This is a genomic window from Mycobacterium sp. pW045 (genome assembly GCF_041287085.1).
GTDB classification, from domain to species: domain Bacteria; phylum Actinomycetota; class Actinomycetes; order Mycobacteriales; family Mycobacteriaceae; genus Mycobacterium; species Mycobacterium algericum_A.
This window is the reverse complement of record NZ_JBGGKU010000002.1, coordinates 455038-471677: the sequence shown is the minus strand read 5'-3', so window position 1 is coordinate 471677 and position 16640 is coordinate 455038. Positions and strand designations below refer to the sequence as shown.

At 69.6% G+C, this 16640-nt stretch carries 15 protein-coding genes; 10 read left to right on the top strand and 5 right to left on the bottom strand.

What is annotated here, in order from left to right; genetic code table 11:
• Positions 1–82: 82 nt before the first annotated feature.
• Together carB and pyrF are read left to right on the top strand one after the other, a co-directional pair.
• Positions 83–3427: a carbamoyl-phosphate synthase large subunit gene (gene carB, locus ACAG20_RS04620; RefSeq protein WP_370491690.1), complete on the top strand. Its 3345-nt coding sequence runs from the start codon at positions 83–85 to the stop codon at positions 3425–3427.
• Positions 3427–4260: an orotidine-5'-phosphate decarboxylase gene (gene pyrF, locus ACAG20_RS04615; protein WP_370491689.1), complete on the top strand. Its 834-nt coding sequence runs from the start codon at positions 3427–3429 to the stop codon at positions 4258–4260. The genes carB and pyrF overlap by 1 nt, the downstream gene beginning before the upstream one ends.
• Positions 4261–4287: 27 nt before the next feature.
• Here the strand turns inward: pyrF and ACAG20_RS04610 are convergent, their stop codons facing one another.
• A complete protein-coding gene (locus ACAG20_RS04610; RefSeq protein ID WP_370491688.1) occupies positions 4288–4635 on the bottom strand; it encodes a hypothetical protein in 348 nt (115 codons plus the stop codon).
• Positions 4636–5455: 820 nt separating this feature from the next.
• On the opposite strand from ACAG20_RS04610, the gene mihF reads away from it, so the two are divergent.
• From mihF to metK, 7 genes are all read left to right on the top strand, one after another.
• On the top strand, positions 5456–5773 hold the full coding sequence (mihF, locus tag ACAG20_RS04605) for an integration host factor, actinobacterial type (protein ID WP_003932123.1): 318 nt from the start codon (positions 5456–5458) through the stop codon (positions 5771–5773).
• Positions 5774–5780: 7 nt separating this feature from the next.
• Positions 5781–6383: a guanylate kinase gene (gene gmk, locus ACAG20_RS04600; RefSeq protein ID WP_112687750.1), complete on the top strand. Its 603-nt coding sequence runs from the start codon at positions 5781–5783 to the stop codon at positions 6381–6383.
• A 61-nt stretch (positions 6384–6444) separates the two neighbouring features.
• A complete protein-coding gene (gene rpoZ, locus ACAG20_RS04595; RefSeq protein ID WP_013829238.1) occupies positions 6445–6771 on the top strand; it encodes a DNA-directed RNA polymerase subunit omega in 327 nt (108 codons plus the stop codon).
• A 30-nt stretch (positions 6772–6801) separates the two neighbouring features.
• Complete coding sequence (gene coaBC / locus ACAG20_RS04590; RefSeq protein ID WP_370491687.1) at positions 6802–8046, top strand: bifunctional phosphopantothenoylcysteine decarboxylase/phosphopantothenate--cysteine ligase CoaBC; 1245 nt, start codon at positions 6802–6804, stop codon at positions 8044–8046.
• An 84-nt stretch (positions 8047–8130) separates the two neighbouring features.
• Positions 8131–9489 (top strand): hydroxysqualene dehydroxylase HpnE, encoded by a 1359-nt coding sequence (hpnE, locus tag ACAG20_RS04585; RefSeq protein ID WP_370491686.1) that lies wholly within the window; start codon positions 8131–8133, stop codon positions 9487–9489.
• Positions 9486–10100: a TetR/AcrR family transcriptional regulator gene (locus tag ACAG20_RS04580; protein WP_370491685.1), complete on the top strand. Its 615-nt coding sequence runs from the start codon at positions 9486–9488 to the stop codon at positions 10098–10100. The genes hpnE and ACAG20_RS04580 overlap by 4 nt, the downstream gene beginning before the upstream one ends.
• A gap of 241 nt (positions 10101–10341) precedes the next feature.
• A complete protein-coding gene (gene metK / locus ACAG20_RS04575) occupies positions 10342–11553 on the top strand; it encodes a methionine adenosyltransferase (RefSeq protein ID WP_112687740.1) in 1212 nt (403 codons plus the stop codon).
• Between the two features lie 85 nt (positions 11554–11638).
• Here metK and ACAG20_RS04570 read toward each other — a convergent pair whose 3' ends face one another.
• From ACAG20_RS04570 to ACAG20_RS04560, 3 genes are read right to left on the bottom strand one after another with little or no spacing between them, the layout of a single operon-like run.
• A complete protein-coding gene (locus ACAG20_RS04570; protein ID WP_370491684.1) occupies positions 11639–13135 on the bottom strand; it encodes a flavin-containing monooxygenase in 1497 nt (498 codons plus the stop codon).
• Between the two features lie 54 nt (positions 13136–13189).
• Positions 13190–13576, bottom strand: coding sequence for a VOC family protein (locus ACAG20_RS04565; RefSeq protein WP_370491683.1), 387 nt, complete (start codon positions 13574–13576; stop codon positions 13190–13192).
• Positions 13577–13580: 4 nt separating this feature from the next.
• Complete coding sequence (locus tag ACAG20_RS04560) at positions 13581–14531, bottom strand: alpha/beta hydrolase (RefSeq protein ID WP_370491682.1); 951 nt, start codon at positions 14529–14531, stop codon at positions 13581–13583.
• On the opposite strand from ACAG20_RS04560, the gene ACAG20_RS04555 reads away from it, so the two are divergent.
• The gene (locus ACAG20_RS04555) at positions 14530–15249 is read left to right on the top strand and encodes a lysoplasmalogenase (protein ID WP_370491681.1); all 720 of its coding nucleotides are present in this window, start codon (positions 14530–14532) and stop codon (positions 15247–15249) included. The genes ACAG20_RS04560 and ACAG20_RS04555 overlap by 2 nt on opposite strands.
• 13 nt (positions 15250–15262) lie before the next feature.
• Here ACAG20_RS04555 and ACAG20_RS04550 read toward each other — a convergent pair whose 3' ends face one another.
• Complete coding sequence (locus tag ACAG20_RS04550; RefSeq protein WP_370491680.1) at positions 15263–16621, bottom strand: DUF4226 domain-containing protein; 1359 nt, start codon at positions 16619–16621, stop codon at positions 15263–15265.
• Between the last annotated feature and the right edge of the window lie 19 nt (positions 16622–16640).

Below are 16640 nucleotides of genomic sequence, written 5' to 3'. Positions count from 1 at the left end.
GCGCGAGCGTGCGTGTTTGCACACGACACGCCGCGGGCGAGCGTACATCTGCGCACCCTCGCGCAAGAAGAGGAGAGAGCTAGTGCCGCGCCGTACCGACCTGCGCCACGTGCTGGTGATCGGATCCGGGCCGATCGTGATCGGCCAGGCCTGCGAGTTCGACTACTCCGGCACCCAGGCGTGCCGGGTGCTCAAGGCCGAGGGCCTGCAGGTGAGCCTGGTCAACTCCAACCCGGCCACGATCATGACCGACCCCGAATACGCCGACCACACCTATGTCGAGCCCATCACCTGGGAGTTCGTCGAGAAGGTGATCGCCCAGCAGGCCGAGCGCGGCAACAAGATCGACGCGCTGCTGGCCACGCTGGGCGGACAGACCGCGCTGAACACCGCCGTGGCGCTGCACGAGCACGGCGTGCTGGAACGCTACGGTGTCGAGCTGATCGGCGCCGACTTCGAGGCCATCCAGCGCGGCGAGGACCGTCAGCAGTTCAAGGACATCGTCGCCCGGGTCAACGGCGAGTCGGCCCGCTCCCGGGTCTGCTACACCATGGCCGAGGTCGAGGAAACCGTCGCCGAGCTCGGCCTGCCGGTCGTAGTCCGGCCCTCCTTCACCATGGGCGGCCTGGGTTCGGGGCTGGCTGCCAGCCTCGACGAGGTGGCCCGGATGGCCGGTGACGGCCTGGCCGCCTCCCCGACGGCCAACGTGCTGATCGAGGAATCCATCTACGGCTGGAAGGAATTCGAGCTCGAGCTGATGCGCGACGCCAACGACAACGTCGTCGTGGTCTGCTCGATCGAGAACGTCGATCCGATGGGTGTGCACACCGGCGACTCGGTGACCGTCGCCCCGGCGATGACGCTGACCGACCGGGAGTATCAGCGGATGCGTGACCTGGGCATCGCGATCCTGCGTGAGGTCGGGGTGGACACCGGTGGCTGCAACATCCAGTTCGCGGTCAACCCGGAAGACGGCCGGCTGATCGTGATCGAGATGAACCCGCGGGTGTCACGGTCGAGTGCGCTGGCCTCGAAGGCCACCGGCTTCCCGATCGCCAAGATCGCCGCCAAACTGGCCATCGGCTACACCCTCGACGAGATCGTCAACGACATCACCGGAGAGACCCCGGCCTGTTTCGAGCCGGCGCTGGACTACGTCGTGGTCAAGGCGCCGCGGTTCGCGTTCGAGAAGTTTCCCGGCGCCGATCCGCGGCTGACCACCACGATGAAGTCGGTGGGCGAGGCGATGTCATTGGGCCGCAACTTCATCGAATCACTCGGCAAGGTGATGCGCTCGCTGGAGAGCGACCGTGCCGGGTTCTGGACCCAGCCCGACCCCGACGAAGACTCCGCCGACGCCGCCCTCGACCGGCTGCGGACTCCCACCGAGGGCCGGCTCTACGACATCGAACTTGCGCTGCGGCTGGGCGCCACCGTGGAGCAGGTCGCCGCGGCGTCGGGGGTGGATCCCTGGTTCGTCGACCAGATCAACGGCCTGGTGGCGCTGCGCGCGCAGGTGGTCGACACCCCGGTGCTCGACGCCGACCTGCTGCGCCGCTGCAAGTACAACGGCCTGTCGGACCATCAGATCGCCGCGCTGCGCCCGGAGCTGGCCGGCGAGGACGGGGTGCGGTTGCTGCGGTCACGGTTGGGCATCCACCCGGTATTCAAGACCGTGGACACCTGCGCGGCGGAGTTCGAATCCAAAACGCCGTACCACTACAGCACTTTCGAGCTCGATCCGGCCGCCGAGACGGAGGTGGCCCCCCAGGACGTCAAACCCAAGGTGCTCATCCTGGGCTCCGGGCCGAACCGGATCGGTCAGGGCATCGAGTTCGACTACAGCTGCGTGCACGCCGCGATCACGCTGAGCCAGGCCGGTTTCGAGACCGTGATGGTCAACTGCAACCCCGAGACCGTCTCCACCGACTACGACACCGCCGACCGGCTCTACTTCGAACCGCTCACTTTCGAGGACGTGCTCGAGGTGTACTACGCCGAGCAGCAGTCCGGTTCGGGCGGTCCCGGTGTGGTGGGTGTCATCGTTCAGCTGGGCGGCCAGACGCCGCTGCGGCTGGCCCAGCGGCTGGCCGACGCCGGCGTCCCCATCGTCGGAACCACCCCGGAGGCCATCGATCTGGCCGAGGACCGCGGCGCGTTCGGGGACGTGCTGACAGCGGCCGGACTGCCCGCCCCGCGCTACGGCACCGCGACCACCTTCGAGCAGGCCAAACGGATCGCCGCCGACATCGGCTACCCGGTGCTGGTGCGGCCGTCGTACGTGCTGGGCGGCCGCGGCATGGAGATCGTCTACGACGAGGAGACGTTGCGCGGCTACATCACCCGGGCGGCGCTGCTGACGCCGGAGCATCCGGTGCTGGTCGACCGCTTCCTGGAGGACGCCATCGAGATCGACGTCGACGCGCTGTGCGACGGCACCGAGGTCTACATCGGCGGGATCATGGAGCACATCGAGGAAGCGGGCATCCACTCCGGGGACTCGGCCTGCGCGCTGCCGCCGGTGACGCTGGGCCGCAGCGACATCGAGAAGGTCCGCCGCGCCACCGAGGCGATCGCTCACGGCGTCGGCGTGGTGGGGCTGCTCAACGTGCAGTTCGCCCTCAAGGACGACGTGCTCTATGTGCTGGAGGCCAACCCGCGGGCCAGTCGGACGGTGCCGTTCGTGTCGAAGGCCACCGCGGTGCCGCTGGCCAAGGCCTGCGCGCGGGTCATGCTGGGCGCCACCATCGCCGGACTGCGGACCGAGGGGCTGCTGGCGGCCTCCGGTGACGGTGCCAGCGTCGGTCCGCACGCCCCGATCGCGGTGAAGGAGGCGGTGCTGCCCTTCCATCGCTTCCGCCGCGCCGACGGCTCGGGCGTCGACTCACTGCTGGGCCCTGAGATGAAGTCCACCGGTGAGGTGATGGGGATCGACCGTGACTTCGGCACCGCGTTCGCCAAGAGCCAGACCGCCGCCTACGGGTCGCTGCCCGCCGACGGCACGGTATTCGTCTCGGTGGCCAACCACGACAAACGGTCGCTGGTCTTTCCGGTCAAACGGCTGGCCGACTTGGGTTTCCGGGTGCTGGCCACCGAGGGAACCGCGGAGATGCTGCGCCGCAACGGTATTCCGTGCGATGTGGTGCGCAAGAATTTCGAGGAGCCCAGCCCGCAGCGTCCGGAGCTGACCGCGGTGGACGCGATCCGGGCCGGCGAGGTCGATCTGGTGATCAATACCCCCTACGGCAACTCCGGTCCGCGTGTGGACGGCTACGAGATCCGCTCGGCCGCGGTGAGTATGAACATCCCCTGTGTCACCACCGTGCAGGGCGCCGCCGCGGCGGTGCAGGGCATCGAGGCGGGGATCCGGGGCGATATCGGGGTGCGCTCGCTGCAGGAGCTGCACAGCACGCTCGGCGGGCACTAGTGGCTCCGGGATCCGAGGCGTTCGGGACTCGGCTGGCCCGGGCCACGGCGGCCCGCGGGCCGCTGTGCCTGGGCATCGACCCGCACCCGGAACTGCTGACCGCCTGGGGACTGCCGTCGACACCGGAAGGCCTGGCGGCCTTCAGCGAGACGTGTGTCGCGGCGTTCGCCGGGTTCGCCGTGGTCAAGCCGCAGGTGGCGTTCTTCGAGGCCTACGGATCGGCCGGCTATGCCGTCCTGGAGCGCACCATCGCGGCGCTGCGCGAGGCCGGCGTGCTGGTGCTGGCCGACGCCAAGCGCGGCGACATCGGCTCGACGATGGCCGCCTACGCCGCGGCCTGGGCCGGTGAGTCACCCTTGGCCGCCGACGCGGTCACGGCGTCGCCGTACCTGGGTTTCGGATCGCTGCGGCCGCTGCTGGACACCGCCGCCGCGCACCGGCGCGGGGTGTTCGTGCTGGCCGCCACCTCCAATCCGGAGGGGGCCGCGGTACAGCGCGCCCGGGCCGGCGATCGCACGGTGGCGCAGTCGATCGTCGATGCCGCGGCCGAAGCCAACCGCGCGGGCCCGCAGCCCGGCGCGATCGGGGTGGTCGTCGGCGCCACGCTGCGCGAGGTGCCCGACCTGAGTGCCCTCGGCGGCCCGGTTCTGCTACCGGGTATCGGGGCACAGGGTGGGCGCCCCGAGGAACTGGCCGGCCTGGGCGGGGCGGCCCCGGGAACGCTGCTGCCGGCGGTCTCCCGTGAGGTGCTGCGCGCCGGCCCCGACGTCGCGGCGCTGCGGGCCGCAGCGGAGCGGATGCGCGACGCCGTCGGTTACCTGGGCGCCGGGTAACGACCCGCGCGCCGGGGATTGCGGCGGCTACCAGAGGAAAGGCATGCTGCCGGCGTTGTCGCCGCTGCGGCCATCGCCGGCAGGGCCCTCGCCCCCGGCGGCTCCCAGGTCGAGGTCGCCGGCGGTGCCGGCGTCGAAACCGCCGCTGAACGGGCCGAGGTTCACGTTGTCGGCGGCATGATCACTGGGCCACAGGTTGAAGCTGCCGTCGTTGGGGTTGCCGCCGAACGGACCGGCAGTGGTTTCGGCGCCACCGCCGTTGCCGGCGGTCACCCCGTCGCCTGGATCGGCGGCGGCCATACCGGCACCGATCGTGCCGACCGCCAGCACCACCACCCCGGTCAGTACCCAGCCGCCAAAGCGCTGTGTCTTCATGCCGGCCCCCCTTTTAGCCATCGAACGGGCGCAATCGGCCACCCGGAAGAAAAACTGTATCCGGACCGAGCCGGAGCGGCAATCATCCATTCTGCTGCCATTCACACCGTCAATACATTGGTTGGCAACCATTCGCCTTTCTACCGAGCTGAACTGGCATTATGGTCGATCAATTACTGACGGCGCTGTCAATTCCCGACAGAAACTCCGGCAGCCGAGCTGTGGTGGCTGCGGCCGGTAGGCGCAAATACGCGTCCGTTAATCCCGTCGCCCTTGAGGTCACCGAGCACCGCGAAAACCTGCTCGCCCTGCGCGTCGACCACTGCTCGGCGATCAGGTCCGCGTCGGCGCCGGCCAGCTTCGGTCCCCATCCCAGCACCGTTCGTCCGGCGGCGCCCAACGGCAGGCCTGCCGGCGCGTCGCTGAGTTTTCACCGGTCGACGGAGGTCTCGACACGCCCGACACGCCGCGAGGTGCGAATTCAATGCGCTGCAAGATTCGGCCCGTCCCTCAGCTGCCCGGCGGGGAGCGGCCCGGATGGTCCAATCGGCCGACGAAACCGAGGAAAGTCCTGCTAGAAGCTGTTTTTCGAGGCCGGCTGATACCAATGGCGGCCCCCGGTGGCCGGCCCGGAGGGCGTCGTTCCGGTTCGGGCGGTGGGCCGTGCGCAGCCGCCACACGCTGGGCATTTGTGGCCGGAAACCGGGGGTGGGGTTAGATTTCGTCAGACGGCGTGGGTACGGTCGTCGTCTCTGGCGGGAGTACCCGGCCGGGACATGGAAAACATCGACGTTGTCGATGATGACGAGACGGAGGAATCGTGGCCCTTCCCCAGTTGACCGACGAGCAGCGCGCCGCCGCGTTGGAGAAGGCGGCGGCCGCACGTCGGGCCCGAGCGGAGCTCAAGGACCGGCTCAAGCGTGGCGGCACCAACCTCAAGCAGGTGCTCAAGGACGCCGAGACCGACGAGGTCCTGGGCAAGATGAAGGTTTCCGCGCTGCTGGAGGCGTTGCCGAAGGTCGGCAAGGTCAAGGCGCAGGAGATCATGACCGAGCTGGAGATCGCCCCCACCCGCCGGTTGCGCGGCCTGGGCGACCGGCAGCGCAAGGCGCTGCTGGAGAAGTTCGACTTCTCCTGACCTGTCGGTGAATGCCGGTGGAGGGCCGGACAGCCGACACGCGGGACGCGTGGTGGTGCTGTCCGGCCCATCAGCGGTCGGTAAGTCGAGCCTGGTCCGGTGCCTGCGGGAACGGGTGCCGGACCTGTATTTCAGTGTGTCGGCGACCACCCGGGCGCCGCGTCCCGGGGAGGTCGACGGCGTCGACTACCGGTTCGTGACGCCGGGGGAATTCGACCGGCTGATCGAGACCGACGCCCTGCTGGAGTGGGCCGACATCCACGGTGGACTGCAGCGATCCGGAACCCCGGCGGCCCCGGTGGCCGAGGCGACCCGGGCCGGCCGGCCGGTGCTGATCGAAGTGGACCTCGCCGGGGCCCGGGCCATCAAGAAGGCCCTGCCGGAGGCCGTGACGGTGTTTCTGGCGCCGCCGGATTGGGACACGCTGCAGGCCAGACTGGTCGGGCGCGGCACCGAATCGGCGGAGGTCATGGAACGTCGGCTGGCCACCGCGCGCACCGAGTTGGCCGCACAAGGCGACTTCGACGCGGTCGTGATCAACGCTCGATTGGAAACCGCCTGCTCAGAATTGGTATCCTTGCTGGTGGATACCGCACCGGGCGCGGTGTGATCGGCCCGGAAGCACCAACAGCTTCACCCCAAGCCCCTAAATCGCCAGGAGATTGTCTTACGTGAGTACCTCGCAGGCCGACGCGGCCACCATCTCGCCGGCCACCGACGCCGAATTCGACCCGGCGATGATCGGTGGCTACGACACGCCGCTGGGCATCACCAACCCGCCCATCGACGAACTGCTGCAGCGGGCGTCGAGCAAGTACGCCCTGGTGATCTACGCGGCCAAACGTGCGCGGCAGATCAACGACTACTACAACCAACTCGGCGAAGGCATCCTCGAGTACGTCGGGCCGCTGGTCGAGCCCGGTCTGCAGGAGAAGCCGCTGTCGATCGCGCTGCGCGAGATCCACGGCGACCTGCTCGAATACACCGAAGGCGAGTAACAGAGGCCGAGACGGGACGGGTCGGTAGCCGTGGAGCACAAGCGGATCGTCGTCGGTGTCTCCGGTGGGATCGCCGCATACAAGGCTTGCACGGTGGTCCGGCAGCTGACCGAGGCCGGTCACTCGGTCCAGGTCGTACCGACCGAGTCCGCGCTGCGGTTCGTCGGGGCCGCGACCTTCGAGGCACTCTCCGGGCTGCCGGTGCACACCGGCGTCTTCGATGACGTCCCACAGGTTCCGCACGTCGCCATCGGCCAACATGCCGATCTGGTGGTGGTGGCGCCCGCCACCGCCGACCTGCTGGCCCGCGCGGTCGCCGGCCGCGCCGACGACCTGCTGACCGCCACCTTGCTCACCGCCCGCTGTCCGGTGCTGTTCGCCCCGGCGATGCACACCGAGATGTGGCAGCATCCGGCCACCGTCGCCAATGTGGCGACGCTGCGCGAACGCGGCGCGGTGGTTCTCGAACCCGCGTCGGGCCGGCTGACCGGCGCCGACACCGGGCCCGGGCGGCTGCCCGAGGCCGAGGAGATCAACACAATCGTCTCGCTGCTGCTGGAGCGGTCCGACGCGTTGCCCTACGACCTGGCGGGGCGCAAAGTGCTGGTGACCGCCGGCGGTACCCGTGAGCCGATCGACCCGGTGCGGTTCATCGGCAACCGCAGTTCGGGCAAGCAGGGTTACGCGGTGGCCCGGGTGGCCGCCCAGCGTGGCGCTGAGGTCACCCTGATCGCGGCGCACGCCGCCGGGCTGATCGACCCGGCCGGGGTCCACGTGGTGCGTGTCAGTTCCGCCCAGCAGCTGCAGGACGCGGTGACCAAGCACGCCCCCGAGGCGCAGGTTCTGGTGATGGCCGCCGCGGTGGCCGACTTCCGCCCCGCCCGGACGGCGCAGGCGAAGATCAAGAAGGGGCCGGACAACCAGGGGGACCCGACCATCGAACTGGTCCGCAACGACGATGTGCTGGCCGGCGCGGTTCGGGCACGCGCCGACGGACAGTTGCCCAACATGCGGGCCATCGTCGGTTTCGCCGCCGAGACCGGAGATGAGAACGGCGACGTGCTGTTCCACGCCCGGGCGAAACTGCAGCGCAAAGGATGCGACCTGCTGGTGGTCAACGCCGTCGGGGAAGGCAGGGCCTTCGAGGTGGACCACAATGACGGCTGGTTGCTGGCCGCCGACGGAACCGAGTCCGCCCTGGAGCCCGGTTCGAAGACCCTGATGGCCAGCCGGATCGTGGACGCGGTGGCGGCCTTCCTGGGCGGCCGCGATTAGCGCCGGCGCCGGCCGGGGTGCCGTTGGCCGCGCAATCACCGCCGCAGTAACTTACGATTAGTAAGTTACTGGAAGGGGCCCGACATGGACGACCGGCGGTATGTGGTGATCGGGGGCGGCCTGGCGGGCCTGGCCTCGGCGGTCTGGCTGGCCGAGGCGGGCAAGAAGGTCACCCTGCTGGAGCGGCGTGGCCGGCTCGGCGGGCGCACCCACGCGATGAAAGTGGACGGGATAGCCGACCTTCCGGATAACGGCCAGCACGTCATCGCAAGCGGCTATGAACACCTGTTCCGCTACCTGACCAGCGTCGGCACCCGGTCGATGGTCGAGTTCCCGACCGGCGGCACGCTGCGCTGGCCGGGAGGCGCCACGACCACCATGGCGACCCGCGGGCTGGGTGCGGTGCGGACGCTGTTCGGCGTGCACCCGGAGGCAAGCCTGCTCGACCGCGTGCGCACGGCCGTGGCGACGGCACGGTTGACACACCAGGCACTGCGCCAACCCGCCGACCTTTGCGATCTCTCCACCGACCAGTGGTTTCGGCGGGTGGGCATGCCGTCGTCGGCGCGCCAGGCGGTATGGGACTGGCTTGCCCTCGGTATCGCCGCCGAGCCGGTGGAGCGTGGCTCGGCCAAGGTCTTCGCCGACGTGCTCGCCACCGGAATCCGGCTGGGCCTGCGGCATCGCACCGCGGTGACGATCGGCTACCCGACCACCGACCTCGACACGCTCTACATCACGGGTGCGCTCGCGCTGTTCGACCGACTCGGCGTCGACGTGCGCTATCGCACGGTGGCCAGGCGAATCATGGTGCAGGACAACGCCGTCCGGGCGGTGGAACTGGCCGATGGTACCGAGCTACCGGCAGACGCGGTGGTGTGCGCGGTGCCCAACTCCCATATCGGCGGGCTGCTCGACGACCTGCCCGAGCACGCCGAAATCTACGCCGCGGCAGACAAGTTGCATCACACGCCGATCGTGAGCACCAACCTCTACCTGGACCGGCCGCTGGGCACCGAAGCAGCGATGGAGGCGGTGATCGGCGGCACCGGCATCATCGACGAGGTGTTCGACCGGCAGCGGATGCAGGGCCGCGACCCGGACGGCGCATGGCTGTACTGCCTGACCACCAGCGGCGCCTACGAACAGATCCACCGGTCCAGCGACCAGATCGTGGCCGAGCAGCTGGAGCTGCTGCGCCGCTACTATCCGGCCGCCGCCGAGGCGAACGTGGTGGCCGCCCAGGTGGTCAAGATGCCGAAGGCGACCTTCTCGCAGGTCGTCGGCACCGACGGGCTGCGCCCGGACCAGCGCACCTCGGTGCCGAGCCTGGTGCTCGCCGGCGACTGGACCCGCACCGATTGGTCGGCGACGATGGAAAGCGCCGCGCAGAGTGCGGCCCGCGCGGTCAAGCTGCTGCTCGCATTGCCGGAACACAGATGAGCGCGCAACCGGCGTCGCCGCGGCGGCGGATGTCGGGACAGGCCCGCCGGGCCCAGCTGCTCGACCGTGCCCGCGACATCGTCGCCACCGAGGGTTTCGCCGCGGTGACCATCGAACGGGTGGCCCACGCCGCCGGGGTCACCCGCACGGTGGTGTACCAGAACTTCGGCGACCTGGCCGGATTGATGTCGGCGCTGCTCGACCGCGAATCGGAGATCGCCTTCGCCGGCATGCGCAGCGTGGACGCCCCGCCCGACGACGACCCGGACGCGGTCGGCCGGGGCATCCTGGCCTACCTGCACGCGGCGCCGACAAGCTGGCGCATCATCTTGAGCCCGCCCGCCGCAGCGCCACCGCAACTGCAAGCCCGCACCGAGCTGGGCCGCCGCTATGCCCGCCGTATCGCGGCAGACAGGTTGTCCGCGCTCACCGGCCACCCGGTCGACGCCGACGGCGCGACGGCGCGACTGCTGTTGTCCGCACTGGAGGAACTGGCGCTGCTGCACCTCACCGACCCCGACGCGTATCCGGATGAGTTGCTGCTGCGCTATCTGCGGTCGCTGGTCGGCTGGGCGGTCCGGCTCGAGACGGCGACGCCGCCGACACCGTGACCGCGGCCACCCGGCCTGCCGCCGCACGCCGCCAGGACGGTAAGGTAGGCAGCCACAGGGCCGAGTCGTACAAGTGCCTCGTCGTGGGGCGTGTCGTCGAGCATCTCCCGGTCGCGGGGGAGCACAGGCACTACCCGGCCCGCGACCTGGGGGCGCCCCACCGGACTGTCAGGCCGCCACCAGGAGCGCATAGCTATATTTGCCCGAGCTAACTTTTGGATCGATACCGGAGGGTGACATTGTGAGCGAAAAGGGTCGGCTGTTCACCAGTGAGTCGGTGACCGAGGGACATCCCGACAAGATCTGTGACGCCATCAGCGACTCGGTGCTCGACGCACTGCTCGCCGATGACCCCCGCTCCCGGGTTGCGGTGGAGACCCTGGTCACCACCGGTCAGGTGCACGTGGTCGGCGAGGTCACGACCAACGCCCGGGAGGCGTTCGCCAACATCACCAACACCGTGCGCGAGCGGATCCTCGACATCGGCTACGACTCGTCGGACAAGGGCTTCGACGGGGAGACCTGCGGGGTCAACATCGGCATCGGCGCGCAGTCACCCGACATCGCGCAGGGTGTCGACACCGCCCACGAAGCCCGCGTCGAGGGGGCGGCCGACCCGCTGGACTCTCAGGGCGCCGGCGACCAGGGCCTGATGTTCGGCTATGCGATCGCCGACACCCCCGAGCTGATGCCGCTGCCGATCGCGCTCGCCCACCGGCTGTCGCGGCGGCTGACCGAGGTCCGCAAGAACGGCACGCTGGACTACCTGCGCCCGGACGGCAAGACCCAGGTCACCATCGAATACGAGGACGACGTCCCGACCCGGCTGGACACCGTGGTGATCTCCACCCAGCACGCCGACGGCATCGACCTGGTGAAGACTCTGGACCCCGATCTGCGGGAGCACGTGATCACCACCGTGCTCGCCGAGCTCGCCCACGAGACGCTGGACTCGTCGTCGACCCGGGTGCTGATCAACCCGACCGGCAAGTTCGTCGTCGGCGGGCCGATGGGTGACGCCGGCCTGACCGGGCGCAAGATCATCGTCGACACCTACGGCGGCTGGGCCCGCCACGGCGGCGGCGCCTTCTCCGGCAAGGACCCGTCCAAGGTCGACCGTTCGGCCGCCTACGCGATGCGCTGGGTGGCCAAGAACATCGTCGCCGCCGGCCTGGCGCAGCGCGTCGAGGTCCAGGTGGCCTACGCCATCGGCAAGGCCGCCCCGGTCGGGCTGTTCATCGAGACCTTCGGCACCGCCACCGTCGACCCGGTCAAGATCGAGAAGATCGTGCCCGAGGTCTTCGACCTGCGCCCGGGCGCCATCGTGCGCGACCTGGACCTGCTGCGCCCGATCTACGCGCCGACCGCCGCGTACGGCCACTTCGGCCGCACCGACATCGAACTGCCGTGGGAGCAACTCGACAAGGTCGACGACCTCAAGCGCGCCATTTAATTGCGGTCTCGCTGCGCGAGCAGACGCCAAAGCCCCCATTTCCGGCCGGATTTAGGGGCTTTCGCGTCTTGTCGCGCCTGAAAAATCAGGCGGTGAACCGGTAGTCGTCGAGGTCGAAGCGCCGGCTGCGCCAGTAGGCCTCCACGGTGGTGGTGGGCCGCAGCGGGACGTCGCCGTTCTTGTCGAAGTAGTAGCTGTTGGCCAGTTGGCAGCTGTCCTGCCAGAACACCTGGCGGTGGCGTTTGCTCATCATCTCGGCGAAGTAGCGGGCGTTGGCGGCCTCGGAGATCTCCACCCGGGTGGCGCCGCGCCGCCGGGCGCGTGTCAGGCACCGCACGATGTGGTGCGTCTGCGCCTCGATCAGCGCGAAATACGATGACCCGACGTAGCCGTACGGACCGAAGACGCTGAACAGGTTGGGGAATCCGGGGATGCTGACCCCCTCGTAGGCCTGTAGCCGGTACTCGTCCCAGAACCGGCTCAGCGACTGGCCGCCGGCCCCGGTCACGGCGAATGTCGGGATACTGTCACTGTCCATCACTTTGAACCCGGTTGCCAGGATCAGCACGTCGACCTCATGGGAGGTCCCGTCGGCGGTCACAACCCCGGTGGGGGAGATCCGTTCGATCGGGTCGACGACCAGGCGGACGTTGTCACGGTTGAACGTCGACAGGTAGGTGTTGTGGAAACCGGGCCGCTTGCAGCCGACGGCGTAGCGCGGCGTGAGCTGATCACGCACCACCGGATCGTGCACCTGGCGGCGCAGGTACGCCCGCCCGGCGGACTCCATCTGCTTGGCCAGCGGGAACACCGTGAAGTACTGCGCTGCGATCGGGAAGGTCGCCTCGACGTAGGCCTGGCTGGCCAGCCGCTGTAGCGCCATGCCGCCGGGAACCCGCATCGCCCAGCGGATCGGGGCCGGTAGCGGCAGATCCGCCTTCGGGAAGCACCAGATCGGGGTCCGCTGAAAAACCGTGAGCGAGGCGACTTTCGGCGCGATCTCCGGGATCACCTGCACCGCTGAAGCGCCGGTGCCGATCACCGCCACGCGCTTGCCGGTCAGGTCCTGCGAGTGATCCCAGCGCGCGGTGTGCATCGTCACCCCGGCGAACGTGTCGACGCCGTCGATGTCGGGCAGCTTCGGTGTGGTCAGCGCGCCGCTGGCGTTGATGAGGAACCGCGCGGTGACCGGGCCGCCGGGGCCGTGCGGCGGTTGCAGCTGCACCCGCCATACGTCGCGTTCTTCGTCGAACTCCGCCGACACCACCTTGGTCCCGAACTGGATCCGGGAACGCAGCCCGTACTTGTCGACGCAGTGCTCGGCATAGTTCTTCAGCTCCCGGCCGGGTGCGTAGGTACGCGACCACTGGGTGCTCTGCTCGAAGGAGAACTGATACGAGAACGACGGAATATCCACGGCGATACCGGGATAGGTGCTCCAATGCCAGGTGCCGCCGACCCCGTCGCCGGCCTCGATGATCCGATAGTCGGGCACGCCGGCTCGATCGAGACCGATCGCCGCGCCGATGCCGGAGAAGCCGGCGCCGATGATCAGGACTTCATGGTCGGGTTTGTCGGTCACGGTGGCTCCTCGTCGCTGATATTGCTCGACCGTAGCGCGCCGGGCGGTCGCCCGTCAGTGCTCATCCGGCGGTTCGAGGCGCCATGGCGGATTCCGTCGGGCCTCCCCGGCGTGAAACAGGCACAGCTGGTGGCCATCGGGGTCGCGCAGCCTTGCCTCGCGCCATAGCCAGGGCATATCAGTCGGCGGCTGGCTGAACTCCACCAGCTCGCGCAGGCGCTGGTACTCGCCGTCGAGGTCGTCGGTTTCGAAGTAGGTCGTCACCTGCTCGCGGATCGGGGCCACCCCGGAGCGTTCCACTGAAACGGTGCTGTCCCCGGTCGGGCATTCGAAGCGCAGGTAGTCGTCCGTCTTGACGATCAGCCGCAGGCCAAGGAGCCGGTAGAACCGCTCGGAGCGGTCCAGATCGGTGGAGCCGAGGGTGATCTGGTTCAGCCGCATCGGATCAAGAACGCGTGGTGTGCAGGGCCGCTTTCAGGGCCGCCAGCCCCAGGTCGGTGGCCTCGGTGGCCGACGGGATGATCCCGGCGTAGCCCAGGTAGCCGTGAATCTGGGTCGTCGCGTTGTGCACCTGCACCGGGACCCCGGCGGCCGACAGCAGTTCGCCGTAGCGGATGCCGTCGTCGCGCAGCGGATCGTGGCCGGCGACTGCGATATAGGCGGGCGGCAGACCCGCCAGATCCGGGGCCCGCGCCGGCGCCAGCATCGGCGGCGGGTCACTCAGGTCGACGCCGGCCGCGTAGGCGAAGGTGACCTCCGCCAGCGCCTCGCGGTCGATGATCGGCGCCGAGGCGTTCTCGGTGAACGATGGCAGCGTGGTGTCATAGGTGGTCGCCGGATACCACAGCAGCTGAAAGGCGATCTCGGGCCCGCCGGCGTCGCGGGCCAGCTGCGACACCACCGCCGCCAGGTTTCCGCCGGCCGAATCGCCGGCCACCGCCAGCCGGGCCGGATCTGCGCCCAGCTCCTCGGCATGTGCCGCCACCCATTCGGTGGCCGCCATCGCATCCTCCACGGCGGCCGGGAACGGGTGCTCGGGAGCCAACCGGTAATCGACTGACACCACCACCGCGTCGGCGTGGACCGCATGCTGGCGGGCGGTGCCGTCGTGGGTGTCGAGGTCGCCGGCGACGAACCCGCCGCCGTGGAAGAACACCACCACCGGAGCGGGGCCGGCGCTCGGCGGGCGATAAATCCGCACCGGCAGGTCACCGCCCGGGCCCTCGATGACCCGGTCCTCCGCGGGCAACTCGGGGTACACCGGCCGGCGCGGCAGGTCGCGCATCCTGCGGCGCGCCGCTTCGACGCCGTCGGCCAGAGTCAGCCGGTAGGGGACGGCGTCCAGTACCTTCAGCACTATGGGGTCGATAGCGGAGTCATCGTCGACGAGCGGCATGGGAACACCGTACGCAACACGACTGGTCCCCACCGCTTGGGCCGCGGCCGGTTGGGTCGCTGTCGGGTACGGGATCTTTCTGACCGTGCTGGCGCTGCGATCGCCGCCGGGCGATGCGCTGACCGGGCACTGGGTCGGCCAGCCGGCGTTCAAGTCGGCCATGGCGGTCTTGCTGGCGGTGGCCGCGGCGGCGCACCCGATCCTGCGCGAGGCGCGCTGGCTGATCCCTGCGCTGATCCTGTCGGCCGCCGGTGACTGGCTGCTGGCGATCCCGTGGTGGGAGCCGTCATTCGTTGCCGGCCTGACTGCGTTCCTGTTGGCGCACTTGTGTTTTCTGGGGGCACTGCTTCAGCTGGCGGTGGTCTCTCGCGGCGGGCTGATCGGCGCGGGTCTGGTCGGCGTCAGTTGCCTGGCCCTGCTGGTGTGGTTCTGGCCCGGCCTGTCTCGCGAGGGGATGACCGTCCCGGTGACGGTCTACGTGCTGGTGCTCGGCGCCATGGTGTGCGCGGCCCTGCTGGCGAAGCTGCCCACCCGTTGGACGGCAGTGGGTGCGGTGTTCTTCGCGGTGTCGGACGCCATGATCGGGGCCGGCAAGTTCGTGCTGGGCAACGAGATGCTGGCGGTGCCGATCTGGTGGGCCTATGCGGCGGCGCAGCTGCTCATCACGGCCGGCTTCTTCTTCGGCCGCTCCGGTGGCGGGCGGCAGGTCACGGACTGAGGCCCGCCGGCGGTCAATGCCGGTGGCCACCGGTGCCGGGACGCAGCAGTTCCGGGTCGAAAGTGGGAAGCCGGTGGCGGTGCGGGGCGGTCATGTGGTCATGCGCCAGCGCGTCGCCGTGGCCGGACGCGATGTCGCCGATGCTGAACAGCGACTCGCTGCCCGGTCTGAAATAGGAGCTGTGACCGGCCATCGGTGCGGACGGCCACGGGGGCTCGGCTTTGAACCGGGTCGAGCCGTAGCCGTCGTCGGCCGGGTCGGGGCCCAGCCCGACCGTTGCCGTGGTCGCGGGCACCGGCAGTTGTGGTTCGCCGGCGAATCCGGTGATCGGATCCGACGATGCCGCGCCCACATACACGTGTCCGTCCCGCGGCAGATGAAAGTCCTTGGCGCTGCGCGCCAGGTCGGTCCCCGGGGAGCCGACGAGCACCACATCATCGGCCCGCATCCCGAAGCCGGCCGCGGCGTCGGCCACCGCGGTCGAGCCGTACGAATGCCCGACCACGGTGATATGGCCGGTGCCGCGGTGCGTCGCCCGCAGGGCGTTGACATCGGCGGCCAGCATGCTGCCGCCGGACCGCGCCGAATCCGGTTGCGCCACTCGTGGATCCAAGAGGCTGTCCGGGGCGCGATACCCCATCCACAGAATGACCGAATTCGATCGGGCCGGATCGGCGCGGGCGGCCTCGCGGTAGACGTTCACGCCGTCGGGATTCGACAGGTAGCCATCACGGACGCTGCTGTGCGCCCCGGGCACCAGCACGGTGGTGTTGTCGGCGGTGTCGGGATTGCCGATGGCGATGGCGGCCCGGCCCCGGCCGGCGAACGCCGCCGGGTCATAACTGAGCAACAGCACCGCCCCGGTGCCCGCGTCGGCATTGAACCGCAGCCCGTCACGGACCCGCAGCGCATTGTCGTAGCGGATCATGTCCGCGGCGCTGATCGCCTCGGTGGCGTGCTCCACCCGGCTGATGTCATCGGCGAGGGCCTGCCGGTTCAACCGGTCGCGCACTCGGGCCGGGATCCCATAGTCCGACCCCAGCGATCGCAGCAGCGCCGCACCCGCCCGGTTGTCGGCGGCGACGTCGGCGACCACCCGGCCGATATCTCGGGCCTTGGCGGCCAAGAAGAGCTGGAACTGGCGGACACCGGCCGGGGTGTCCCAGGCCGGCGCCCGCTGATCGCCCAGCGCATCGCGGATCTCGGCGCCGATGGTATCCAGACGCCGACGACCCTCCCGGGCGTGATCGACCGCGCCGCGCAGCGCGGTGGACAGCACGGCGTCGGTGCGGGCTGCGGTCTGCTGCCGGATGACGAGTGAGCCCTCGCGGGCCTGCGCCGTCTCCGCGTGGGCGCCGCGCTGTTCGGCCATACCGCAGCAAGGTAATTCG